25 protein-coding genes are annotated in these 23,555 nt (G+C 37.1%); 3 read left to right on the forward strand and 22 right to left on the reverse strand.

Annotation, left to right across the window (positions count from 1 at the left end):
- Positions 1-285 precede the first annotated feature (285 nt).
- The 16 genes from BHF68_RS09745 to BHF68_RS09820 form a co-directional block, all read right to left on the reverse strand.
- Complete coding sequence (locus tag BHF68_RS09745) at positions 286-861, reverse strand: hypothetical protein (protein WP_069643471.1); 576 nt, start codon at positions 859-861, stop codon at positions 286-288.
- Positions 862-1,106: 245 nt separating this feature from the next.
- Positions 1,107-1,424: an arsenite efflux transporter metallochaperone ArsD gene (arsD, locus tag BHF68_RS09750; RefSeq protein ID WP_084019349.1), complete on the reverse strand. Its 318-nt coding sequence runs from the start codon at positions 1,422-1,424 to the stop codon at positions 1,107-1,109.
- Positions 1,425-1,463: 39 nt separating this feature from the next.
- Positions 1,464-1,643, reverse strand: a complete 180-nt coding sequence (locus BHF68_RS09755) for a hypothetical protein (protein ID WP_069643472.1) — start codon at positions 1,641-1,643, stop codon at positions 1,464-1,466.
- Positions 1,644-1,919: 276 nt separating this feature from the next.
- Positions 1,920-3,773, reverse strand: coding sequence for a TRC40/GET3/ArsA family transport-energizing ATPase (locus BHF68_RS09760; RefSeq protein ID WP_069643473.1), 1,854 nt, complete (start codon positions 3,771-3,773; stop codon positions 1,920-1,922).
- Between the two features lie 71 nt (positions 3,774-3,844).
- The gene (locus tag BHF68_RS09765; protein ID WP_069643474.1) at positions 3,845-5,146 is read right to left on the reverse strand and encodes an arsenic transporter; all 1,302 of its coding nucleotides are present in this window, start codon (positions 5,144-5,146) and stop codon (positions 3,845-3,847) included.
- Between the two features lie 39 nt (positions 5,147-5,185).
- Positions 5,186-6,223: a tRNA epoxyqueuosine(34) reductase QueG gene (gene queG, locus BHF68_RS09770; protein ID WP_069643475.1), complete on the reverse strand. Its 1,038-nt coding sequence runs from the start codon at positions 6,221-6,223 to the stop codon at positions 5,186-5,188.
- Between the two features lie 37 nt (positions 6,224-6,260).
- A complete protein-coding gene (locus BHF68_RS09775; RefSeq protein ID WP_084019351.1) occupies positions 6,261-7,106 on the reverse strand; it encodes a universal stress protein in 846 nt (281 codons plus the stop codon).
- Positions 7,107-7,200: 94 nt separating this feature from the next.
- Positions 7,201-8,244: an ACR3 family arsenite efflux transporter gene (gene arsB / locus BHF68_RS09780; RefSeq protein ID WP_069643647.1), complete on the reverse strand. Its 1,044-nt coding sequence runs from the start codon at positions 8,242-8,244 to the stop codon at positions 7,201-7,203.
- 26 nt (positions 8,245-8,270) lie between these two features.
- Complete coding sequence (locus tag BHF68_RS09785) at positions 8,271-8,663, reverse strand: ArsR/SmtB family transcription factor (RefSeq protein WP_069643477.1); 393 nt, start codon at positions 8,661-8,663, stop codon at positions 8,271-8,273.
- Positions 8,664-8,802: 139 nt separating this feature from the next.
- Positions 8,803-9,240 (reverse strand): ribonuclease HI, encoded by a 438-nt coding sequence (rnhA, locus tag BHF68_RS09790; protein ID WP_176719918.1) that lies wholly within the window; start codon positions 9,238-9,240, stop codon positions 8,803-8,805.
- Between the two features lie 78 nt (positions 9,241-9,318).
- Complete coding sequence (locus BHF68_RS09795; RefSeq protein WP_069643478.1) at positions 9,319-9,510, reverse strand: twin-arginine translocase TatA/TatE family subunit; 192 nt, start codon at positions 9,508-9,510, stop codon at positions 9,319-9,321.
- Between the two features lie 40 nt (positions 9,511-9,550).
- A complete protein-coding gene (locus tag BHF68_RS09800; protein WP_069643479.1) occupies positions 9,551-10,744 on the reverse strand; it encodes a 4Fe-4S dicluster domain-containing protein in 1,194 nt (397 codons plus the stop codon).
- 13 nt (positions 10,745-10,757) lie between these two features.
- Positions 10,758-11,414: a response regulator transcription factor gene (locus BHF68_RS09805; protein WP_069643480.1), complete on the reverse strand. Its 657-nt coding sequence runs from the start codon at positions 11,412-11,414 to the stop codon at positions 10,758-10,760.
- Entirely contained in the window at positions 11,415-12,884 is a 1,470-nt protein-coding gene (locus tag BHF68_RS09810) for a sensor histidine kinase (RefSeq protein ID WP_069643481.1), read from the reverse strand.
- Complete coding sequence (locus BHF68_RS09815; protein WP_069643482.1) at positions 12,874-13,752, reverse strand: substrate-binding domain-containing protein; 879 nt, start codon at positions 13,750-13,752, stop codon at positions 12,874-12,876. Before BHF68_RS09815 ends, BHF68_RS09810 begins: the two co-directional genes overlap by 11 nt.
- A 324-nt stretch (positions 13,753-14,076) precedes the next feature.
- Positions 14,077-14,454: a Spx/MgsR family RNA polymerase-binding regulatory protein gene (locus BHF68_RS09820; RefSeq protein WP_069643483.1), complete on the reverse strand. Its 378-nt coding sequence runs from the start codon at positions 14,452-14,454 to the stop codon at positions 14,077-14,079.
- A 169-nt stretch (positions 14,455-14,623) separates the two neighbouring features.
- Here BHF68_RS09820 and BHF68_RS09825 point away from each other — a divergent pair, with 169 nt between their 5' ends.
- Positions 14,624-15,346 carry a helix-turn-helix transcriptional regulator gene (locus BHF68_RS09825; protein WP_069643484.1) on the forward strand — a complete coding sequence of 241 codons (723 nt, stop codon included), beginning with the start codon at positions 14,624-14,626 and terminating at the stop codon, positions 15,344-15,346.
- A gap of 2 nt (positions 15,347-15,348) precedes the next feature.
- Here the strand turns inward: BHF68_RS09825 and BHF68_RS09830 are convergent, their stop codons facing one another.
- From BHF68_RS09830 to BHF68_RS09840, 3 genes are all read right to left on the reverse strand, one after another.
- A complete protein-coding gene (locus BHF68_RS09830; protein WP_069643485.1) occupies positions 15,349-16,281 on the reverse strand; it encodes a cation diffusion facilitator family transporter in 933 nt (310 codons plus the stop codon).
- A 183-nt stretch (positions 16,282-16,464) separates the two neighbouring features.
- Complete coding sequence (locus tag BHF68_RS09835) at positions 16,465-17,574, reverse strand: class I SAM-dependent methyltransferase (RefSeq protein ID WP_084019354.1); 1,110 nt, start codon at positions 17,572-17,574, stop codon at positions 16,465-16,467.
- Between the two features lie 127 nt (positions 17,575-17,701).
- Entirely contained in the window at positions 17,702-17,962 is a 261-nt protein-coding gene (locus BHF68_RS09840) for a hypothetical protein (protein ID WP_084019355.1), read from the reverse strand.
- Positions 17,963-18,057: 95 nt separating this feature from the next.
- Between BHF68_RS09840 and BHF68_RS15375 the strand changes: the two genes are divergently transcribed.
- A complete protein-coding gene (locus BHF68_RS15375; protein ID WP_176719920.1) occupies positions 18,058-18,222 on the forward strand; it encodes a hypothetical protein in 165 nt (54 codons plus the stop codon).
- A 161-nt stretch (positions 18,223-18,383) separates the two neighbouring features.
- On the opposite strand, the gene BHF68_RS09845 is transcribed toward BHF68_RS15375, so the two are convergent.
- A complete protein-coding gene (locus BHF68_RS09845; RefSeq protein ID WP_069643487.1) occupies positions 18,384-18,998 on the reverse strand; it encodes a hypothetical protein in 615 nt (204 codons plus the stop codon).
- Positions 18,999-19,146: 148 nt separating this feature from the next.
- On the opposite strand from BHF68_RS09845, the gene BHF68_RS09850 reads away from it, so the two are divergent.
- A complete protein-coding gene (locus tag BHF68_RS09850; RefSeq protein WP_069643488.1) occupies positions 19,147-19,494 on the forward strand; it encodes a DUF2614 family zinc ribbon-containing protein in 348 nt (115 codons plus the stop codon).
- Positions 19,495-19,545: 51 nt separating this feature from the next.
- On the opposite strand, the gene BHF68_RS09855 is transcribed toward BHF68_RS09850, so the two are convergent.
- Both BHF68_RS09855 and BHF68_RS09860 read right to left on the reverse strand, forming a co-directional pair.
- Complete coding sequence (locus BHF68_RS09855; RefSeq protein ID WP_176719921.1) at positions 19,546-21,288, reverse strand: glycosyl hydrolase family 18 protein; 1,743 nt, start codon at positions 21,286-21,288, stop codon at positions 19,546-19,548.
- A 117-nt stretch (positions 21,289-21,405) separates the two neighbouring features.
- A complete protein-coding gene (locus BHF68_RS09860) occupies positions 21,406-23,526 on the reverse strand; it encodes an RNA degradosome polyphosphate kinase (protein ID WP_069643489.1) in 2,121 nt (706 codons plus the stop codon).
- Positions 23,527-23,555 lie beyond the last annotated feature (29 nt).

Consider the following 23,555-nt stretch of genomic DNA (forward strand, 5'->3'; position numbering starts at 1 on the left):
TCGCCCCAGAGTTTATCGCTTTTGTTCTCCCAGAAGACAAGAAAAGAGGGGATCCTAAGTCCCCTCGCCTTCTGGCAGAATCCCTTGTTAGCGCTCAGGTTGCTCTCCAGCAGTGCCTTATCCTCTAACAGGGCAAGAGCCATGTATAGTATGCCCACTTAATGGAAAACTAAAAACCATAATCTAGTAGAACTTAGTAATGAATTTTTCTAATATAAAATCCATTTACACAAAATTATTTACACTTCCTTTTTATTCGTGTGTTTTTATTATTATAGTGTTATTCTAAAAGTTATCAATAACTAACTCAACTATTTCCTCATCATCGCCATCGTAAATGCCAATCCAATAGTTATATATTCCAGTTGCCCAGTAATAGTTCTCCATTCTTGCACTTGTAACGTATATCATATCTTGATTGGCAATTGTAACTTCTGTGCGTCCTATATAAGTAGGACTTCTAGGCATCATTTCATCCATTATTTCAAATAACCAATAAGCTTCTTCTTCATCCCTCGACTCTGAAATCCATAATACGAAGAAATCTCCACGGTCATTAGCATACTCCGCAATGATACCATCAATGATATCAATTGCTGTACCATGAAGTCTGTCAATATCTGCAAGTGCTTCCTCTCCAACTAATAGTCCAACTAAAGTAAAATCTCCTAGAGTTTCAGGAACAACATCCCCTAAAGCACTACCATTAACATTAGGCTGTTCATTAGAAGCGGGTTGTTCATTAGCGTCAGTTGCTTCATACGAATTTTGAGTAATATTACTTGTACCATTTTGTCCTAAACTAAAAACGACTAGTACTGCCACTAATACAAAACCAAGAGTAATATACCATTTGTTCAAGAACTTACACCCCTATTTCATTTGATTTAAAAATTCAAAACTACAGTTCTATTTAACTATTTATACCCTACGTGAAAACTATCTAAAAATCATGAATAATATGTGACAAAATTTCAAACAAAAATTAACTAGCCAGTATGAGCAAAAAAGCTGGTACTCACATTTAAAGATAGAGTCTAAAGTTAATCTATCTATGCTCGTATCAGCTTATATTGTCACTACTATGTAAATTTAATTACACTTTGTTATTTTTTTAATACATCCATAATTTGTTCTTTTGTCGGATAAATTTGTTTAGTAAGTAATTCTCCATCAACAGTTACTACCGGTAACTTATCAGGCCCTTCATTTTGTAGTATTTCCGCAACAACAGGATTACTCATGAATTCCATCGGTTGGGCACTTATCATGTATCTCTTAACCTCTACTTCATCTGCATAGTTCTTCTGCAAATCAAGTATTAGCTCTTGGATTCTTATTAACTTTTCATCTACGCTTGGGCCACATATACCATTACTACAACACATGGCTGGATCATAAATTTGAATTTTTGTTTTTGCCACAATACTCTCTCCTTACTCAGTTCCTAATATTCCTGTTCTCTAATGAGCTATAGAGTTTTTAACCTCAAGAAGCACTTGATTAACATCTAAATCTGCCGAAGCTATTTTAAGTTCTCCATTTATAAACAGGGCTGGAAGTGACTTCCCTTCGTTCTGTATGCTTTTGACACTCTCATAATATGGTGTCGCATCTTTAGAGAAAACGTTAATAAATTTCACATCTATCTCTATACCAAGTTGTTCTCTAGCTTGTTTGCTAGCATGATCTGCTATTTCTTCTGCTGCAAGCGCCTCCGGCGCACACCCTGAATTAGGTCCTCAACCACAAGCTGCTGACCCTGGAAAGCCAACAATTATAACATCAAATTTTTTGTCCATAAATCGTATGTCCTCCTTAAATTGTCATTCTGTTTCGGAATAGTATTCGTTCATACTATTCTAATTTAGACTCATAATTATAACATGAAATCATGGTAAATCTATGAATTATTTTACCTAACCATAAAGTTTAAATGCGCTTTGTTTTAAAATATCTAAACCAACAATCTCCTGATCAAACACCTCTAATTGCAACACTTTCGCTTGTTTAAATGCAGTCTCCATTTCCTGTAAATTACTCTGCTGCATCTCCCATCTAGATAATAAGTAAGGAGTTGTGCAATGTTCAATCGGAAGTACTAAGTTCGCAACAACCATCGCTGTTTGAATTTCTACTGTTGCTAATTCCTCACTTGCACGTTTAGCTTCTAAGATTGGAGTGCTCTCAGGGTATACAACGAATGACATCGATGTTTTATTATCGTCACGCATTTTTGTTAGAGCAACTTCAAACTTATCACGAATGATAGCGTCAGTAGGAGCTAGTCTTTGTTCACCTTTTGTATCTATTTTCTTATTCCAGTTAATTGGTAACTCTAAAAGTCGTAATGTATGACCTGTCGGAGCTGTATCAAATACTATAACTTCATACTTATCTTCATACTCAACCATGTATTGAATAAATTTATGGAACGACGCCATCTCTTCAGTACATGGCGAATCCAATTGTTCCTGTAACATGGCAACCATATCTTCAGAATATTTACCTTTAGCATCACTTAGAATTTCTTCACGGTAAGCTGCTAAAGCTTTCTTAGGGTTAATTCGAGTAGCATGTAGATTGTCCATATTACGCACATCAGTAATTTGTTCTTCAATTTCTTGTTCAAACACATTACTTAGATGGGAAGCTGGATCAGTTGTCACAAGCAGAGTTTTCTTGCCTTTCATAGCAGACCATACCGCTGTAGCACATGCCACAGATGTTTTCCCTACTCCACCTTTACCTGCGAATAAGACAACTCGCTGTTTCTCACCAGAAGCTGGTAGAACAATACTAGAAGCATCTGGGTTTTCTCGTTTTACAAATTTTTCTTTAGATTCTGTTTGGGTTTTTGTTTCTACAAACATTTGATCGACATATTCTGTTTCATAAAGTATTTTTCCTAGGCGTATCAATGCCTCTTTACCACGAATTTCGATATTTAATAACGGTACCTTCTTGATTTCTATGGCTAACTCAGCTTCGATGTTATGCAGGTATTTCTGTTGCATTTGTCTTCGTTTGCTAAAGAACTGACTAACTTCAACTTCTTCAGGTAAAATACCGTTAATAATTAACTGTTTAGGAATAATACCAATGTGTTTTAATTCCTCTGTTGAGCGCTTCATTTCATTTATTGGTGTCGCCTCAGGGTGAGCAACAAATACAAATGTGGTAATCTCTTGATTACGCATTAGAACTATTGCCTTTTCGTATTTCTCCCTAGCGCCTTTCAATAATTGAACAGGACCCATACAGGTTTGTCCACTTCCCTGTTCCGCTGATTCAATATGTTTCGCCCAGTCAATAGGTAGTTCTAGCATACGTAAAGTATGACCGGTTGGAGCAGTGTCAAAGATGACTACATCAAAGTCATCTGAGTCCATAAAATCGATAAATCGATCAAAGGACGCTATTTCCTCAGTGCATGGTGAATTTAGTTCCTCTTCTACTACATCCAAAATTTGTGCCGGCAAAATCTTACGCATCGGCTCTAACGTACGATTACGATACTCTTCAGTTGCTTGAACAGGATCAATTTCCATTCCATAAAGATTATCTAACATTTCGATTTTCGTAATTTTATGCCCAATTGGCTGCATAAACACGTCTGCAACATTAGATGCAGGATCAGTCGTAACTAATAATGTTTTTTTTCCTTGATTTGCAAAGTGCACTGCAGTAGCGGATGCCGTAGATGTCTTACCTACGCCACCTTTTCCTGAAAAAAAGTAAAATGAAGTGTTATGTTTCTGTTGCGCTTCCATTCTTTTATCCCCCTTCGTATCCTCGTGAACCTAATATTATTTATTTTAGTGTAGTTTAGTAAATGCTCATTTTAGCCAATTAAAGATATCCATAGATATAACCCGAATAAGGTTATAAGCAGTGTAGGTAAAGTCAATATGATACCAATCTTAAAATAGTATCCCCAACTAATCTTAATTCCTTTACTATTTAACACATGTAACCAAAGCAATGTTGCTAAGGAACCAATTGGCGTAATCTTCGGTCCTAAATCACAGCCGACAATATTGGCGTATATTAAGGCTTTTTGTACTGTTGGGTCGAGTCCTGCTATCCCGTCTATAGCTAAGACATTAATTAAAACAGTTGGTAAATTGTTCATGACGGATGATAGCAATGCTGCTAGAATACCCATAAACATTGTAGCCGAAAACAATCCCTTGTTAGCGAAAAACTCTATCATACTACCTAATGCATCCGTTAGACCGACATTCCTTAGGCCGTATACAACGACATACATTCCAATCGAAAAAATTACGATTGTCCAAGGCGCTTCTTTAACAATAATTCTACTATCAACAACATTTGTGAAGTGTGCAGCAATTAGAAATGCAATGGCTATAACACCCGCAACAATAGATACTGGGATATTAAGCTCTTCACTGGCTATGTAGCCGACTAGTAGTAAAGCCAGAATTGCCCAAGAGGCTTTGAACATCCCCATATGTCTAATACCATCTATCGGTTGTTTAAGCTCATTAACGTCATAATCTTTTGGTATATCTTTACGGAACAATAGAAACAAAACAATTATTGTCCCCAACAAGGCAAATAAGTTAGTTACAACCATATATTTTGCATATTCTACGAATCCAATTCCGAAATAATCAGCAGAAACAATATTAACTAAGTTACTTACTACTAATGGTAAAGAAGTAGTGTCTGCTACAAAGCCACTTGCCATTATATATGGCAGCATTATTTTCTTCGGAAACTTCAATGCTTTTATCTGTTCATAAACTATAGGTGTTAATATTAAAGCTGCACCATCATTATTAAAAAATGCTGTTACTGCGGCCCCTAGTAAGATTATATATAATAATAAAAGCTTCCCATTACCACCAGCAAGTCTCGCCATATGAATAGCTGACCATTCAAAAAAACCTATCTGATCAAGTATCATTGATATTATTATGATAGCTACAAATGCTAATGTAGCATTCCAGACTATTCCTGTAACCGTTACAACATCACTTAGACTAACGATGCCTAAAAGAAGCACCAGGAGCGTTCCTCCGACAGCAGGCCAGCCAATAGATATGCCTCGCGGCTGCCATATAACAATTATTAAGGTAGCTATGAATTCAATTAACGCCAAGATAGTTTGCGTCAATTAACATTCTCCTCTGCTATTTCTTGTAACTATTTATTACTATTTAATATTTTTAATATTCTTTAAAGTATCCTCTGCTAATAATCTCATATCCTCTCTAGGGTCTCTTGTAATTACGTGCTTTAAAGCTGGGATTGCCTCATGTAGCTTACGCTTACCGATTAAAAGCATAGCATTGCGCTGCCATGGTTTTTTTCCGCGCCATGCACCAGAAGAATGTCCGTATTTAGCTTTAAAGTCTTTATTTGAAATTGTTAGTAATTCAATCAAATTTGGATACTTAACTTCGTCTTGTTCGACAAATTCTTGGTGCTTTGTTAGAGGTATATCCTTATTATGCGGGCAGACATCTTGGCAGATATCGCAACCATATATATGGTCGTTTAAGGCCGTCTGATATCCGTGTCCATGCTCTCCCTTAGTTAAAGTTAAATACGCTAAGCACTTCTTACTGTTAATTTTGTATGGTTTTATTATTGCACCTGTGGGACAATGTTCGATGCACTTGTTACATGCAAAGCACTTCGTATCCGTAGGATTACTTGGCTCGATATCGACCGTCGTCAATAAACTACCAATAAAAATAAACGAACCTAACTCAGGGTGTATAATATTGCAATTCATACCATAGAAGCCAATGCCTGCCCGCACTGCTAATTCACGATCCACCATTGGCCCTGTATCTACAAAGGCTAGACTTTTTGCGTCAGCATCAATATTCTTAATGATATATTGGCTAAGTTGTTCTAATTTCTTATTGAGCACTTGATGATAATCAATACCCCAAGCTGCTTTAGATATGCGACCTCTATTATCTGACCTTTTTGTCTCATACATTTTGGACTCGATATTATGGTAGTTCAACGCGATTACTATAATCGTTTTAGCATCCTTTAGTGATAGTTTTGGGTTTACCCGCTTCTCTATATCTGTCTCTTCCCAGCCACTTTGAAAACCCTGACTGCTATGCTCAACTAAGGTGTTGAGCAGGTCTGATTGTCGTTCTGCCTTAGTAAAGCCTATAGCATCTATTCCTATTTCCCGGGAAAACTCGGTAATTCGTTCATTAGTTTTCACAGTGTTCAACTCATTTCTAGTTGGTAGCTTAATATGATTATCTAGAAGGGAAAAGTAACACTGGTGCCTTGGACTGCTTTGCTACAGCCTCTGCCACACTTCCCAGTAAAAGTTCAGCAATTCTACCTTGACCACGCTTTGCTAAGGCTATCAAAGTCACCTGCTCTTCTTCTGCTATCTGCAAAATAGCATTAGCAGCGTTTCCTTCTTTAAGTAAGCTATTAGTTTTATACCCAGCATCGGCAAATTCCTGCTTTAATATTGCAAGTTTTTCTGCGAACTCTGCCTTTTTACTTTCAAGTTCATCTGTGTTTTTGCTTTTTTCTATCACTGTAGCAAAGATTACTTCCTCCATACCCTTTGTGCCTTTAAGCTGTGTAATCATTGCTAGTGATGCATCAGAAAAGTCCGTCGGAATTAAAACTTTATTAAACTTGATTGTACAGTATGGTTTACAATTTCCAGCGCCAACATCTTGATACTTTTCTATCAATACTGGAGTCTTCGCAGTGCGAAGTAAATCGAATGTTGTACTACCTATGAAAATATTTTTTATAATACCTTTGCCATGTGAGCCTACTAGTATTAAGGATGCATTCTCTTCCTTGGCTACCATTGTAATCTCATAGGGCGGAAACCCTATTGGTGCTTTCGTGATAACCTCTAAGCCGTATTTCTCTAGCTCATGCTTCTTCTCAGTTAGTTTTTTTTCATTGAACACTTGTAGCTCTGCCGCATTTCCGCCTGCAGATTGAATGTCAATAACATGTATGAGAATTACCCGCTTTAAGCCTTGCTTTTTAAGTTCTGATAAGCAATCATATAACTGTTCTGCCGGTGCAGAGTAGTCTGTTCCTATTAAGACTTTTTCAATTAACATCATATACACCCCCGTATATTATTAAATCCTTAACTGCGTCCTATTTAGTTCACTAACTACGTTCCATTATATTTCTTAGCTACTATTTTTAGCTACTTTAACTACTCGAGGGTTCAGGGAACCAATGTCGTGTTCTGTTAGCAAATCTAACTAAAGCAAGCATCAAAGGTACTTCTACTAACACACCCACTACGGTTACGAGGGCAGCCCCTGAAGATAATCCGAAGAGTGCTATGGCTACTGCTACAGCAAGCTCGAAGAAATTACTTGCGCCAATCATGCCCGCTGGAGAAGCGATATTATGTGGTAGCTTCCATGCCTTTGCCCAGCCATAAGCTATGAAAAAGATAAAAACTGTTTGGATAATTAGCGGTATTGCGATTAATAGGATATGGAATGGGTTATTAAGAATTACATCTCCCTGGAATGAAAAAATAATGATAAGAGTTAATAGCAGTCCTAAAATCGTGACATTGCTAAATTTTTTCAAGAAGACATTTTCAAAGTACTCCATACCTTTATGCTTGATTACATAATTTCTGGAAAAATAACCTGCTGTTAATGGAATTACGATAAATAATACAACAGATAAAAATAATGTGTCATACGGTACAGGAATATTACTTACTCCTAATAAAATCATAACAATCGGAGCAAAGGCAAATAGCATTATTAAATCATTAACCGCTACTTGTACAAGTGTGTAGGCAGGGTTTCCTTTAGTTAGATGACTCCAAACGAACACCATCGCTGTACAAGGTGCTGCACCTAACAAAACTGCGCCTGCAATATATTCTGCAGCTAATCCTTCAGGAATATAATTCGAAAAAATCACACTAAAAAACAACCAAGCAAAGAAGAACATTGTAAACGGTTTGATTAACCAGTTTGTACTCGTTGTGACTATCAAGCCCTTCGGCATCTTCAAGGCCGCAACAACACTGGAGAAATCAATCTTAAGCATCATTGGATAAATCATTAACCATATTAGTATCGCCACAGGAATTGATACATTCGCATATTCCCACTGACTTAACGTCTCGGGAATTACTGGTAGAAACTGACCAACCGCAACACCAATTACGATACAAATTGCTACCCAGACTGTTAAATACCTTTCAAAAAAACTAATTCCCTGCATTTCGTCGTTTCCTTTATTTTCAGAACTCACTGTTTTTCCTTCCCCTCCACTATGCTTTCTATATTTATGTTTTGATTTTTTCTAATATCTTCACAGGTTAAGCTACTGTTCTTATAGATATGTAGCCTTTCTGTATCTTGAGAAAATAGCTTGTTAGATTCCATTTTCTGATTAAGATGCTTATAAAGAAATTCTTGCTCTTTAATAAACTGCTCATTAATTCGATAGTGAATCCATTGCGCATCTTTACGAGAATTTATTATGCCTTCTGCTTTTAGCTTACTTAGATGTCGAGAGATATTCGACTGTGTAGCATCTAGGATAAGTTCGAGCTCACATACACATAATTCACTTTTTCGTAGCAGGTTTATGATTCGTAATCTATTCTCATCGCCTAGTGCTTTAAATAGCTGTTCCATCTCTAGCCCCCAATGGTTTTATATGATTATATTCGATTTCACTCATATACACATCATAGTTTGTCTGGCCTCTTATGTCAATGTATTTCTTGGAATAGATATTCATAGACAGATATTATAACGATAAATATTCTGTGTTCTATTTATACTTTTGGGCCGCTGCTACTGCTAAAGCATCTGCTCGGTCATTCCATTTATCACCACTATGACCCTTTACCTTATGCCAAACTACTTTATGTTGTTCTACTTGTTCAAGCATTTCTAGCCATAAATCTTTATTTTCCACAGGCTGTTTCTTGCTATTCTTCCAACCATTTTTTTGCCAATTTATATACCATTTTTGTTGAAAACAATTATATATGTATGCACTATCTGTATAAATATGTACCTCACATGGCTCTTTTAGCTTTGTTAGTCCCTGAATGACTGCCAACATTTCCATCCGATTATTCGTGGTGTTCGCTTCTCCACCTGAAAACTCTTTAACATGCTCCCCGTACATTAAAACTGTTCCCCAGCCTCCTGGGCCAGGATTACCCGAGCATGCTCCATCTGTATACATAATTACCTTCTTCAAAATATGCCCTCCCTCTAAACGAATAAAAAGACTCAATCTTATTGCGATTAAGTCTTAATGTGTCTATGTTATTATTTATTATGCCTTTTTATTAGCTTTTTTCTCTTCTGTGTCATCATCAAAGTTCGTTAAATCTTTAGTAGCACTCTTGAACTCTTTTAATGTTCTACCAGCAGCTCTCCCAAGCTCAGGTAATTTATTTGGACCAAATACGATAAGCGCAATAACTACGATTAGAATTATACCAGGTATACCAATGTTTGAAATCATTGTGTCAACACCCCCATCTATATGCTTGTATATAATTATATCACAGCGAGTCAAATAATGCTCGTTTTTTCTCATCCTTTAATTCACATAGCTTACATACCCTTTGATCCAAGTTGTCTGACTCAGCCTTAAAAGCCTCCCCACAATCATCACATTTTTTAATTGCTAATTCTATTAGCGTAATTGAATCTTGATTGTGGTATGTGTTTGTATCTAAGGTCTTCAAAGAGATAGACCCCTCTGGACAGATTTGACAACGACCACAGGCGATACATTTTTGCGGGTAAAAATACAGTGTTGCTAAATCCTCTCCATCTATCCATTCTAATGCTTCAGTCGGGCAAATACGCATACAAACATCACACTTCTTACAAGCCTCTGTTTTATTAATCAATGCGAAATGACTTGCTGGCATTAGTTTGTTATCAGAGTGTATGCCTTTTCGCCTAATTAGCTTTAATCCTTTTTCAACGAGACGTCTCTTGTAGTCGTTTTTTTGCTTATATGATAAAAAATCTGCCTCGATTTTCTTGTCTTTTTTATCTTTTTTCTTATCCGCTTGCTCATTAGCATTATCCTTACTAGAATCAGTGTCTCTGCTAAAGCCAAGACTCTTAAACAACGATCTTCTACTAATCCCCGATACAGCTGGACTTTGTTTATCAGTAAATTTATCTGCCTCTTTCGTCAATTTAATCGTAATAGGAATCTTTAATTCTTCGCACCAATTTTCAATAGTATCGATATGCTTATATATATCCAAGTGCTCCTTATATTTACATTGCTCACAGCTACCAATATATAGTTCTAGGACAAGCTTATCGTCACTTTCAATACCTTTTTTCTTGTTATATCTAGCTAATGTGCGGTAATAGTGCAAGAGCATTGGCAAATCAAGACTAAGATAACAGGGGATTTTAATACCCTTCTGGTATTTCGCAAATTGGTTACATGTTATATCTGCACCAGGGTATGCTGTTATCTCGTTTATTGTTTTAGTATATGGTTTAGGTGCATAGTCTATTGTTAGATTAGGACATGCTGACACACAGGCCGTGCAGTCAATACATAGTGACTCCTTAAGACTTAATTCCTTATCGTTCATCTTAAGCGCAGTCACAGGACAAACAAGCACACACTTTTCACATGTTTTTCTTGTGCTTTTGTTATTAAGGCATTGAGAATGATCGATTTCTATTACAGGTAAATCTAGCCATTCCCGTATATGTTTCATATTGGCATCCTTTCTATTGGTCACCTGATTTAATTATCTCGTTATTTAGAGCATATTTCACTAAATCAGAACGCTTTTTTGTTTTCATCTTTTCCATAATATGAGCTTTGTGGGTTTCAACAGTTTTAACACTAAGAAATAGCTTGTTAGCTATTTCCTGATGGGTATAGCCTAATGCTACGTAGCGTAAAACCTCCTGCTCTCTAGTAGTTAATTGAGCTTCTACAAGCTTTTCTGTACCCTTAGTACGTTTACGAACTTGCTGGGCTATATTTTCCTTTAACCCTTTATATAGTACAAACTCTCCATTATATACAGCTCGTATTGCATTTAATAGCTCCTGATCAGCAGCACTTTTTAAAATATAGCCAGCAGCACCTATTTGTAATACTCTTCCAACATATTCAGGCTCGTCATGCATCGTTAGAAATAGGATCTTTAAATGACCATTTTCAGCTATTAATTCCTCTGCAAGCTTCATACCATTCATGTCTGGTAGGTTGATATCTAGGAGAACAATTTCTGGCTCTAAATTCTCAATCTTCTTTCTAGCCTCTGAACTACAGCCAGCCTCTCCGACTACTTCCATATCAGTTTGAGCATTTAATAGCATTACAAGCCCACTACGTAATACTGTATGGTCGTCAACCACAAGAATTTTAATAGCCAATTAACTCATCTCCTTACCTTCGTATATAATCGGAATTGTAACATAAATAGTTGTACCTACTCCCACATTAGACTCTATTTCATAGGTACCATCTAATAATTCGGCCCGCTCTTTCATTCCGTATATACCCAATTGCTTTTCGCTAGCCTTGCTATTTAACACGGTCTGCGAATCGAATCCCACACCGTCATCTTCAATTATCATCTGTAATGACTTCTGACGGAAGTTTAATATTACACTAACGTTTTCCGCTTTTGCATATTTATATATATTAGTTAATGCTTCCTGTAAGATCCGATAAACAGCTATCTCAATTTCTGATGTAATCCTTTGTTCGCTTGTTTCCCCGTGTACCACTAAGTCTATATCTATTCCAAGTACTTCACGATAATCAATTATGACTCGTTCTATTGCCGAGATAAGACCCATATCATCTAAGACGCTAGGACGTAGTTGCTGAGATAAACGCTTAACCTCATTGATTGTCTTTGAAATTACCTGTCGCATGTTCTCAATATTAGTATCAAATTCTTCTGATGTTCCACTATCTTTAATATGTCGCAAATGTAGCATCAATGAGCTTAGGAGCTGTCCAGTTTCGTCATGAAGCTCCCTACTAATCCGTTTACGTTCAAGCTCCTGTGCAGTAATTACTTTTTTCAAAAGAGTTTTACGTACCTGTTCTTTTTTCTCTAACTCTAATAACAGGGACATATTTTCAACCTCTTTTACTTCAAGGATTTCACCCATTTCGTTAAAAGCATTTCCTAGCTTTCCTACGTCATCATTAGTGGTAACATCTACTCGATGGTCATAATCACCACTTGAGAAGCGCTTTGTAGCATCTACTAGGTTCGTAATTGGTCTAGAAATTACATATGCTAATATATAAGCGGCCAATATACCTACTAATATCATGGCTAGAGTTGTTTGCATTATTGTTCTGGTAACTATATTAATTGACTCATAAACTGCAGATTCATCAAATCCTATGCGTACAAATCCAGCCTTACCATCAATGATTGGAGCAGCAAAATCATGAATAATATTAGACTCTACATCAAGTAAAGCCTTTTGTACTTGAGTCGAAACATATGGATAGTGTACGTCTTTTAAATCAGTAGGAAACCCCCGTAAAAATGTATGGACAACTACTTCATTGTTACTGTTAACAATAAACGCATATCTTACACTTTCGGTATTTTCAATTGTATGTCGTAATAACTGGTGTAATTCGAAAACATTGTTAGTTAATACTAAGTCAGCACTACGTGCCGCAAGATTCATCGATATAGTGTTACCTTGCTTGTCTAGTTCTTCAAGCATTGTGTTATAGACAATATTTCTCATTTCAAACGTAACGCCTAGGCCAAATAATACAATGAATCCAACTGTAATTCCTAAAATTTTCATATGCAAGCTAAGATTAGTCAGAAAACCTGAAACTCTAATCAGGTATTTATTCCACATCGTAATCAACCTGGACGGTATCTATTAAATTGCGTATATAATTGTAGGCAGAATTATCTGCCTGTACAAATTTATCGAACATCAATGCGTCTAGTGCATTACGTCCATCTACACTATTATGCATTTCCAGAAGAATTTCTAGTATTAAGTTAAACTCTTCCTCCGTAGCGTCAGGACCAATGACTGCTGGGGGATTTCCAACAGAAGGCGATTCGTGAATTATTCTTAGGTCGTCAGTTATATTCGGGTATAAAAACGCTGTATAATCGAAAACAATACTATCAATACATGCAGCATCTACTAAACCGTCATACACTGCACGTAATGAATTGTCATGACTATAAGTATAGATAATGCTCGAAAACATATCTTCAGGAGTTCTATCAATCCTTGCTAGCTCACCAATCATAGCTGCACGGCCAGAGAAAGACATAGGGTCAGTAAATGCAAAGCGTTTACCCTCTATATCTTCCAATCCATACATGTCAGATTCTTCACGTACTATAGTTATCGAGCGATAATGTGTATATCCATTAACCTGTGGTATAGCCAATAACTGAGCACCGAATTTTCTCTCAGCTTCAACGTATGATAGAGTGCAGATAAACCCTAAATCTATAACTCCAGATTCAAGTAAATCATTTACCTCCTGATAGGTGCGCCTTTGAATTAATTCCACTCTTTTTCCTAACTTATTCTCTAGATACATTAACAAAGGGCGATAGCCTTTTACCGTCTCAACAGGCGAAATTACCGAAGAAACTGCAACACGGAAGATGTCAGGATTATTAGTAGAGTTATCTATAACTTCTCTGTCATCTAAACTAATTGGTATTGCCTCTGTCGTATCAAAGCTTACACTGTTCATAAAAAGTACTCCAAACAGTAAACAGACAGCTAGAACCCACATAACGACAACTAAATTAATATTTTTTTTCATAGCCTCTGCCCTTTCTGTGTTTTTTCTATATAAAATCACAGTTATTCAATATGGGATAATTACTAATAGAATAATAACTTTTCCAATAACAATATTGTACAGTATTTAGATCTATAATTAAAGATTAGAACATGAATATATTTTGAATTAATGTGAATAACACAAAAAAGACTCCCTCTATAAAATCGGAAGCCTTACATATAATCTTAATTTAAGTTCAACATAACCTTTGCGAATCATACTTATGTAATTTTAACCAGTTTTCCGCCCTTTTTGATGCTTCGCAATTAACTGAAGCATGTCCACATTGTATCCAACAGTTACATATGTGCCATCAGTTACTATAGGTCGTCTTAGTAGCTTAGGTTCACTAGATAAAAGCTTTAATAATTCACTAAACTTCATGTCTAAATGATTAATACCTAGCTGACGGTAGCGATTGCTGCGTACAGACACTAAGCTATCTATACCTTCCTCAGATATAACGCTTAGCTTCATTAACTCCTCAGGTGTTGGGGGATTCTTAAAAATATGTCGTTCTTCAAAGGAAACCCCATTCTCTAAAAACCATGCTTTCACTCTGCGACATGACGTGCAACTTGGATAAGTATAGAATACTACCTTGCTCATTTGATATCCCTCCATATTTGCATTTAATTGCTTTACCTTTAAGTTAGTTATATAATATTATAACAATAACACTATGTCAATAGTGTTTATGGTAAAAACGTTAAAAAATTTGATTTTTTTAATGATTTTGGGTAATATCTTTGATGAGTTCAAACATGGAGGTCAAGATATGAACGAAAAAATGTTCAAAATAGCTGGGGTCTTATCAGACTTAACGCGCTATTCTATATATAATTATGTAGCTACTGAATATAATGGCGTATCCGTAGCAGACGTCGCTAACGAATTCTCGATTCACCCAAACGTGGCACGCTTGCATTTAACTAAGCTTGAAAATGTAGAACTTATTTATTCAGAATTTGATAAACAAAATAACAAAAGTGGTAGACCGAGTAAGCGCTATAAAGTTAGCTCAGAAGCAGTGTCCTTTCACCTACCACATCGAGATTACTCGCTTTTAACAACATTAGCTTTAAATGCTATCGATGCTTTAGGTAAGATAGGCTTAGATGAATTTAGTAACCAAGCTTATAAATACGGTAAGGATTTTGGGTTAGCTAGTCGTACACAGCACCAGATATCTAATAGCTCTTCTAGCAAGGATATAGCAGCAGCAATCAGGAACACCCTCGTCACCCTTGGTCTAAATCCACACGTTGAATTAGTTGATGATGAGAAATTAGTATTTGAAGTCAGAAATTGCACCTTTATTGAGAGCATGAAGAAAAACCCTGGCGCGCTGTGTCATGCTCACCAGAGTCTCTTAAAGGGTATTATTGATGCATATTTTGCTCAATCTTATTTTAAAGTATTAAATAACAGACACAACAATGACGGACATAAATGCTGTAATTATAGTGTGCAAATCATTGCCACAGAATATTACATTTAACATTAATCTTTTTGAACATTTAATTCCTTCTCACAAACCTTACAGGAAGCACGATCTTCCTTGTATATACATGGGTTAACATGAATCAAAACGTCTTCAATCTCTTTATGCTGTTCAAGAATCAAACGTTTTGCTTTACCAGCTAAGCTGTGACCTTGTTCCACAGTCTCGTCCTTATTCACACAGATTTTCATATCGATATATATTTTGGGTCCATGGTGTCTTCCTTTTATTTCATGAACACTATGGATTCCTTTGATTCCTAGGGTAATATTCGCTATGTCTTCGATCAACTCTGGATTTGGAGCTTCATCCATTAAATCCTTGATTGCCGACCAATAAATTTCTAACGCTGCTCGACCAATCATCAACGCTACAACTACTCCAGCTATTGGATCTAAGATAGGAAAACCTAGTAACGCACCACCAATACCAATGAAAGCTGCAATTGAAGAGAGGGCATCAGTTCGGTGATGCCATGCGTCAGCCTTTACGGCGGCGCTGTTTATTTTGTTCGCTATTCTGACGGTATATTGATACATAGCTTCCTTAACAATAACAGAAATTAATGCTGCCCATAATGCAATACTGGCCGGAATCTCTATAACTGGTTGGATGATTGCCTGATATGCAGAGTATCCAATCCCCACTGCGGTTATTAATAGAATAACAGCTACAATCTTAGCAACTACAGACTCAGCTTTTGCATGTCCGTAATGATGGTTCTCATCAGGTGGTAATTGCGAGTACTTTAATCCACCGAGAACAATAAGTGATCCAAGTACATCTGATAGTGAATGGAAAGCGTCAGCAACCATTGCCAAACTACCAGAAACCACTCCCACAATACCTTTAAATATTGTCAATAATACATTACCTATAATTCCTATATAAGTTGCTTTCTTACCTAAACTATACCTTTCTTCTGTTTCCAATTGTTTCACCACGATCCGATAAATTTACATAATTGCATAATGTCATATTAAAGAGAAAAAATAAGAGTAGCTTCTTAACACCTAATTATAGCTTTTTAATATTAAAGGAGGTCAATTATGTTACCAAAGCCACGAATCGGCTGGACAGCCTGGGGCATCTGGCATGTCATTCTAATACCTACTCTATTTTACATAGGGTATATCTATTTTTAGATTACTGGGAGCGCCTTTTCCTTGTATCAACACCTTAAAGGTGTCTCCCATTCCCCCAGGCATTAGTAATTGCTTAATAGCTGCGTTTTTCTTGAAAAGCGGGTCAAAGGGGTTAGATGTTGTAATTGCCTGCAGGTATGCCATTATACCACCCTGCATTAAGAATTCCTGCTGATTAAAAAACTGTATTGTGTCTAGTCCTAGGTGTTCTCCCCAATCAATTAGCTGCGAAAAATTCACATGACTAGTAATGTCTTGCTCTCCTACAAACTGTAACGGATTCTCGTTAACCCGATGCTTGCGATAACATAAAAGCGTTCCGCATTTTCTATGAGGAGCATAGAGCTCATCTCGCAAATAACCATAATCGATTGTAAGTAAATAGCCCCTCCGAAGCTCATTGGCACATTGTTCAAGCCATTTCTTAGCTTCAAGATTAACCTCTGCTTCCTGACCGCTCGTAAATTGTACCTGCTGTTCCTGAAAATAATCGCATAATTCCTTTGCTGCAGGTTTATGTAATATTGTAAATTCCTGCTTTAGAGCGTCGTACCCTACAAATTTCTCAAGCAACACATTATCTTCATATCGAACCCAATGGACAGGAAAAGCATCAATCAACTCATTAGATAGAATGCAGCCTTCAATCGGCTTAGTTAATTCCTCAATAGAATCAAGCCAGGTAACAGGAAAAGAGTCTAATCGTTGTTTCTGCTCCTGTTGAAAGCTTTTGCTTGCATCAATAATAATGTAATTTAGATTATTTAAGTCGAAGCTACCCTTCGCTAGCTTAGTTATAATTGCTTCAGCCAACTGCCCTTTACCAGCCCCGAATTCAACGATTTGGAACGGATTAGGGCTTCCTAGTTCTATCCACATTTTGTATATGTAATTTGCTATGACTTCTCCAAATACTGAGGAAACGTTTGGTGACGTATAAAAGTCGCCGCCCTTACCAGTTTTTTCTGAAGCTCTCTGATAGTAACCCGCCTCTGGATGGTATAGACATAGCTCCATAAAATTTCTAAAGGAAATAGCGCCACCTTGCTTCTGTATATGAGCTTTGATTATATCTTCCACTCTAACACCTCGAATATAAAATCTTTAACTAGGCTCTAACCTTAGATGGAGATTACCTCCATCTAAGGTAGAACCTCGTCAAACCATTATACAGTCTGGTGGTAGTTTCTGCAATTATAACTAGTAATTAATCCCATCCCACCATGCTATCGATACCATACTTTTCGAAGTGGTTACGCAGGTGAAAAATTGTTTTCTCAGGGACATGAAAAACCTCTGCCATCTTCTCATCATCCATTTGTAGTCGTAGACATTCAATGAAATGATCAAAGTCAACGCCTACTTCTTGAGTTTTTGACTGTAAGCTTTCCTGCCAACCCCAAGGTGCACCTCTAGTACCATATTTTGTAGAAGTCAAGTGCTCCTGTGCATGTTTGTTATCTGTCATATTTGTCGCCTCCTTTCTCTTAGTATTTTTCACAAAACATTGCCGATACATTCTAAGAATAATTAAGGGAAACATATCTGTAGGAGGTGATAATTGTGCTTAATAACAAACAAAAAAAGAACAGCTTAGTACCTGAGGGGTTAGGCTCTGCCGACCTTGTTAACCTTCATGTGAATGACTCAACTGCAAATGCAGCTGGGAAATCTAAACGGCCAAAAAAAATTCTAGAGGTGAACCATAACAGTGGAAACGAATCATAGTGAAGCAACTGAGATAAAGCCAGCTATCGGCTGGGGAACATGGATTATATTACACATCATTGCCATACCAGCTGTAGTATTCATAGGTAGTCTATTTGCTTAATAAGGAAAGGGAGTATCGCTAACTACTTAATTAAGTAGTTTTGCGATACTCCCTTCAATTATTGGTCTGCGTTTTTAAAAGGATTTTCAAATATCAACAGCACTCCACCATCTATTTCTGGATTATAGACAAATGCCTGTGTGGTAATAGATAGATAATCCGCTTCAAATATTTTACTTTCAGCTATAGTTCCAACACTTAGAACGTGCTTCATCTGTCCTTGACTGAAATAAGGCCTTAACCAAATCTTGTTCAATGCCACACCTTCATGGATAAAGAATCCTGCTGCGTGGTAGGCTGGCTGTTGTAACTCCTTAGAATATAAGTAGTAACGATTTGACCATTGGTCAATTATCAGCTGTAAATCACTTGGTGCTTCGACCTTTATCGCACCAATCCAAGCTCGATTCTTATAAGGAATATCAGCATGATTATAGATTACTTGTTCTATATTCATGATTTGATGATTTGAAACATCAAAGGCAAAAGGCTGTGTTTCAGCTAGTGTAAGATTTTCGATGAACTCTGCTAAAGTCTTAGGAGTATCATACTCAACTTCAGCATTATTCACTTCTGGTATTCTCTCTGCACGATCAGTAGCCTGCAGCTCTGCAACAGCAAAATTGGACATTAGTAGTAGGATGACGACAATGAGTAATACATGTTTTTTCATAATACATCCCTCCAAATCAGTATTAGTCCTATACTTATTACTATATACTATGTCTATATGTTAAGGCTTATTCTATGTACTTTCCTTAGTCCAAGCAGTTTCATTATATATATATTCATGATATACTACGAGGGTGGAGGTGTGCAACTTGGCTCGTTCTAAAATTACTCAAATCCGCTATAAGAGTTTTATGTGGCTTATAGTTGGTATCGGCTTCTTATATTTATATTTTATCTTCAAAATTGCTAAAGTGTTTGCACTTATTGGTGTAGTTGCTATGTTTTTTAGTATGTTTATGTATTCTAGGGCTGGCCACTTTGCAACTAAGGCTAGAGAGATTGAGTGTCCAGCATGCGGAAAACTCACTAAAGTTGTATCACGGGCAGATGCTTGCTCATACTGTAAGGTCGCTTTAATCGATGAAGGTAGAGGCGTTTACAAAGCTGTAAATAACGATAAAAATAAGAAGAAGAAAAAACAAGCTATGTCAACTTAAAACTGACTTAGCTTGTTTTGTTATATTGTATTTGTTTTTTGCTTTTTGTTGTTAATCTTCTAATACTAGTTCCTTAGGCTGTTTCTCTAAGAATGTTTGTATTGTCTCCCAAATCTCAGGTAGCTCAAACCCACGTCTCCAAGAAGCTATTCCTGCTAAATCATATTTACGCACGAGCTTTACCCGCTCCTCCATCGATTCAACTGTCTCCAGCCAAATCCGATAACGGTCATTGCCATCAAAATACTCTGCGTAATACTGCATGGCCTTATCATCAAAGGTAACTGTGGCATTATTCTCTTCAATAATATTCCATGCAAGCTGCATAGATACAGCCCTTGAACTGACTTTAATAGAACCAACTGCCTGCGCTTCTTCCTTCCATACCCTTGTATAGAAAGGCACTCCAAGGATTAATTTATCCTTCGGAACCTGCTGTAAGACTCCCTGTAATCCTCGTTCCACCCACGGCAGAGATGCTACAGAGCCAGCAACTGGACTTGAGCCCCAGTGTTCGTCATAGGTCATAACCATTACATAGTCAACAGTATCTGCATAGGCCACTCGATCATAAACCATTGACCAATTAGGACTTGAGGATAGAATTGTTACATCTATTGACACAACCAGTCCCTGTTCACGAAGGTATGGGGTTAGCTCCCGTACATATTGTGTCAGATAGTCCTTATCTTCATAGTAAACATTTTCGAAGTCGATATTTATTCCATCTAATTTATATAATTCTGCGTAGCCTAATAATTGGCGAATCGAGCGTTTCCTCGCCTCTGGATTTCGCAAAAACTCCCCTGTTAAGTCAGGGTCAAATTGATTATCATATAAAGCCCAAACATGTATACCTTGATCATGTGCCCAATCAACATAGTCAATTGACGCCTTTGAACCACTTACGTTTCCATCTGCGTCTTTAAGATAAAACCAGGTTGGAGAAATTACATTTACCCCTGGCATCAATGGTATGTCAGCTGGATTTGGTGTAGCCCTGTGAACATGCTCCCAGGTAAGATTAATCTTTCCGCCAAGGGGCTTCCAAGGAACGTGTCGAGCTTCTTCAGCCGCTTTATGCATCTGAATTCCTGCCAGTTGTATGTCTGATTTATTAACAAAGCCAAATATTCCTTCTCTGGTCTGCACTTGATACCAATTTCCCTTTTGTCCAATGATATCTACTTCTGCGTTGGTATTAAGTCTAGCTACGATTGGCTCTTTAATATGTGCATCTAGTCGTACAAGTGCTTCTTCTACGTTAACTCTACCCTTTTGCACAGGAATTCCAATTGATTCTATAATAAGGGTATTCGTTGACTCCACATATCTTGGCTTAATGCTGTAATAGCTTGCAAAAAACTCTAGTGGCAGATAAGGAGTTTCTTCTATCAATCTTACTGGAACTTCTAAGTCAACAGGCTCACTATTGAAAAAAGCCGTTAGCTGCTCTGTCTTTAGCTCGATTACCTGTGTCTCTGTTGTCATAATTAATAGCTGATTACCTTCATCCCAATGCAAGTATGGGTCAAATAACTCCTTCATTATTGTATAAGACAAGTACGGCGTACCATCTATAATCTGTACGTCAATCTCTTCAAGCTTCTCATGGTCAAATATTGTTGTAACTTCGTCTAGGGAGTATACTCTAATTTCTTCGTAATTGGGTACTAAGTAAACCCAAGCAAACACTCCAAACGTTATGAAGCTAGTAATTAGCAGCATAGTTATGATTATGTGCCAAGGTAAAGATTGCTTATGTGTCTTACGTTGCAAAGGTGTTGTTTCCATTCCCGTCTCCCTTTCTTTGAATGGCATCTATTTCATTATCACACAGAATCACAAAAAAAGCACCAATAAGGTGCTTGTAAAACTAGTATAAAATGACAATTAGCATTCTATTGTTATCTATTCTTCATCATACATATCATCTGCGACTTTCGTCCGGACTTTATAATAAAATGATCCCTGGCGTTGGGCAATTTCTTTTGCTTGTTGGTAAAGGTACAACTGACAGCTAAATGGCTCAACTGAGCTTAACTTAGCATAACTACCATCTTTATTAAGAATTCTAGCCTTTACATTGTCTTTTAGGTTCGCATCTAATATATCTTTAATACGCTCCTTAAGATTTTCTTGTAGGATAGGAAACATTGTCTCAACTCTACGACTTAGGTTCCTTGTCATCCAATCAGCGCTTGATAAATAGATAATTTCGTCTCCAGCATTAGCAAAATAATATATTCTACTATGTTCAAGGAATCTTCCTACTATGCTTCGCACTGTGATATTATCACTTAGGCCTTCTATGCCAGGGCGTAGACAACAGATGCCACGGATTATTAAGTCTATTTTCACACCTGCCATTGATGCTTTAAACAACGCCTGTATAATATCCTTATCTGTTAGTGAGTTCATCTTAGCAATAATACGGCCAGTTTTACCTGCTTTAACATGCTCAATTTCCTGTTCTATTAATTCGATGAATTTATCACGCATACCTAAGGGAGCTGCGTATATTTTTCTCCAGACTGGTGTTTTCATGTATCCAGATAAGTGATTGAAGATTGCCGAAGCATCAATACCTAAGTCATCATTTGCTGTAAACATCCCAATGTCTGTATATAGCTTCGCTGTTGATTCATTGTAATTCCCTGTACCCATATGCACATAGCGTTTGATCATATTTTTCTCTTGCCTAACGACAAGTAGGAGCTTACAGTGGATTTTGTAGCCTACGAGCCCATAGATAACATGGCAGCCTGCTTCTTCAAGCTTTCTAGCCCAGACGATATTGTTCTCTTCATCAAAGCGCGCCTTAAGCTCTACTACAACAGTAACCTGTTTACCGTTTTCTGCCGCCCGCATTAGGTACTTAATAATCGGCGAGTTGCCGCTAACTCGATAGAGCGTTTGTTTAACTGCTAAGACATTCGGGTCTTCTGCTGCTTGTTTTAGCATAAGAATCACTGGTTCAAAGGATTCATATGGATGGTGGACGAGAATATCTTTTTTGGCAATCGCTTCAAAGATATTCGTCTCTCCCATGAAATCCTGGGGTGGCTGTGGTGGCATCGCTTCATGAAGCAACTCATCATAGCCTTCTATATTAGAAAACTTCATCAAAAATGATAAATCCAATGGTCCTTCAGCTTTATAGATATCTTTATGGTGTATATTTAATGATTGTCGCAAAAACTCTTCTATCGTTGGGTCACAATCATGTTGGACCTCTAGACGAACAGTGGCACCACGACTGCGCTTCTTTACTTCCTTCTCTATCTCTTCTAGTAAATCACTGGCAGCTTCTTCATCAAGGATAATGTCAGCATTCCTTGTTATTCGAAATGGCGAAACAGAGATAATGCGATTACCTGAAAACAGCACGTCTACAAATTGTTTGATTACATCCTCTAAAAGGATAAATTTCGATTCATCCTCGTTATCCCAAGGTAATTCAACAAAGCGCGGAAGAACAGATGGAACCTGAACAACGGCAAATAGTGTTTTGTGATTGTTCTTACTTGCTTCAGCTTCGAGTAGGACTGCAAGGTTAAGAGATTTATTCAGTAGTAATGGAAATGGACGACAAGCATCTACTGCTAAAGGTGTCAATGTAGGGTAAATGTTATTATAGAAATACTCATTTATAAAGCATTTTTGCTTATCGTTTAACTCCTGCGCTGACAGTATAGAAATCCCTTCAGCATCTAACGTAGGTAAAATTTGCTCGTTCCAAATTTGATACTGAGAGGTTACAAAATTATGGGCTTCATTGTTAATCACCTTAATCTGCTGTCTTGGTGACATCATTGTCTTATTCTCAGGGACGGAAAGCCCTGCCTTTAACTGATCTTTAAGATGGGCAACGCGCACCATGAAAAATTCATCAAAGTTTGATGCACTAATTGCTAAGAATTTGACCCTTTCTAAGATTGGGTTTGTCTCGTCCTCAGCTTCACTTAATACCCTTCGATTAAATGCAATCCAGCTTATTTCTCTGTTTATATAATATTCTGTGTTTTCCATAATCTCTCACCCCATTCTATTTAATTTCA

The sequence above is a fragment of the Desulfuribacillus alkaliarsenatis genome (genome assembly GCF_001730225.1).
Classification (GTDB): Bacteria; Bacillota; Bacilli; order Desulfuribacillales; family Desulfuribacillaceae; genus Desulfuribacillus; species Desulfuribacillus alkaliarsenatis.

Excerpts from the sequence above, each read along its gene's own strand:
- BHF68_RS09760 (WP_069643473.1), bottom strand. The coding sequence starts at position 3,773 with ATGGAAGCGCAACAGAAACATAACACTTCATTTTACTTTTTTTCAGGA.
- BHF68_RS09775 (WP_084019351.1), bottom strand. The coding sequence starts at position 7,106 with ATGATGTTAATTGAAAAAGTCTTAATAGGAACAGACTACTCTGCACCG.
- arsB (WP_069643647.1), bottom strand. The coding sequence starts at position 8,244 with ATGCAGGGAATTAGTTTTTTTGAAAGGTATTTAACAGTCTGGGTAGCA.
- BHF68_RS09785 (WP_069643477.1), bottom strand. The coding sequence starts at position 8,663 with ATGGAACAGCTATTTAAAGCACTAGGCGATGAGAATAGATTACGAATC.
- BHF68_RS09795 (WP_069643478.1), bottom strand. The coding sequence starts at position 9,510 with ATGATTTCAAACATTGGTATACCTGGTATAATTCTAATCGTAGTTATT.
- BHF68_RS09800 (WP_069643479.1), bottom strand. The coding sequence starts at position 10,744 with ATGAAACATATACGGGAATGGCTAGATTTACCTGTAATAGAAATCGAT.
- BHF68_RS09810 (WP_069643481.1), bottom strand. The coding sequence starts at position 12,884 with ATGTGGAATAAATACCTGATTAGAGTTTCAGGTTTTCTGACTAATCTT.
- BHF68_RS09815 (WP_069643482.1), bottom strand. The coding sequence starts at position 13,752 with ATGAACAGTGTAAGCTTTGATACGACAGAGGCAATACCAATTAGTTTA.
- BHF68_RS09820 (WP_069643483.1), bottom strand. The coding sequence starts at position 14,454 with ATGAGCAAGGTAGTATTCTATACTTATCCAAGTTGCACGTCATGTCGC.
- BHF68_RS09825 (WP_069643484.1), top strand. The coding sequence starts at position 14,624 with ATGAACGAAAAAATGTTCAAAATAGCTGGGGTCTTATCAGACTTAACG.
- BHF68_RS09840 (WP_084019355.1), bottom strand. The coding sequence starts at position 17,962 with ATGACAGATAACAAACATGCACAGGAGCACTTGACTTCTACAAAATAT.
- BHF68_RS09845 (WP_069643487.1), bottom strand. The coding sequence starts at position 18,998 with ATGAAAAAACATGTATTACTCATTGTCGTCATCCTACTACTAATGTCC.
- BHF68_RS09855 (WP_176719921.1), bottom strand. The coding sequence starts at position 21,288 with ATGGAAACAACACCTTTGCAACGTAAGACACATAAGCAATCTTTACCT.
- BHF68_RS09860 (WP_069643489.1), bottom strand. The coding sequence starts at position 23,526 with ATGGAAAACACAGAATATTATATAAACAGAGAAATAAGCTGGATTGCA.